The organism is Vibrio sp. 1978 (assembly GCF_033344345.1).
Window position 1 is genome coordinate 1 of the sequence record NZ_JAWPOP010000525.1, and the last position, 669, is coordinate 669.

Genomic DNA, 669 nt, shown 5'->3' on the forward strand with positions numbered 1-669 from the left:
TCGAGACGGGAACTATTGATAACGCAGTTGGTGCTAAGCGTGACCGTTTAGTTGAATTCAAAGCCGCTTACGTGACCAAATGGAACGAATGTAACCAGCAATGGCCAGAAGTCATTTTCCACGGCCCCCGTGGCACAGATAAAGGAATGGCGCAGTTAACTCCTTATGGAGATGGCTATTTCCAGCTGCACGGCATGACGAAAGAGATCACGTTGTTTGAAGATGGCTTAGTTGAAAGCACGGCACTCTCTGCTCAACCTGAGCTACCTGTACCGTTACTGTCTAAAATTCGCAGTGGGTGGCGTGAAGAAATTTTGGGTGAAAGAACGCATAACGCAATACAACACATGGCCCAATTTATCCCTGATTACAAAACAGCGGAAAAAGGTGGCAAAGCATTGTTTGGTGCTCAACAGATTCCAGGCACAGATCCTGTGCTTCGCGCGGCAGATGTTTCATTCGAACAAAATCACTACGCTCGAATTGAAGTTGTGAAAGCGTCTTCTACGTTGTTGGCTGCTCAAAAAATGCTTCAGTATTGGTTTGATATCACGCCTCAACATAATGTAGAAGCGCAACATCCAGTGACCGTTAATTGGTCTGAAGACGAAATCGAACAATACGCGATTAAACTGACCGAAGAACGAGGCTATCCGCATGCTCTAGCTG

General features: G+C 46.2%; 1 pseudogene. It reads left to right on the forward strand.

The features are described 5' to 3' along the window. Positions 1-669: pseudogene (locus R8N49_RS27620) on the forward strand (FAD-dependent oxidoreductase); the annotation flags it as partial.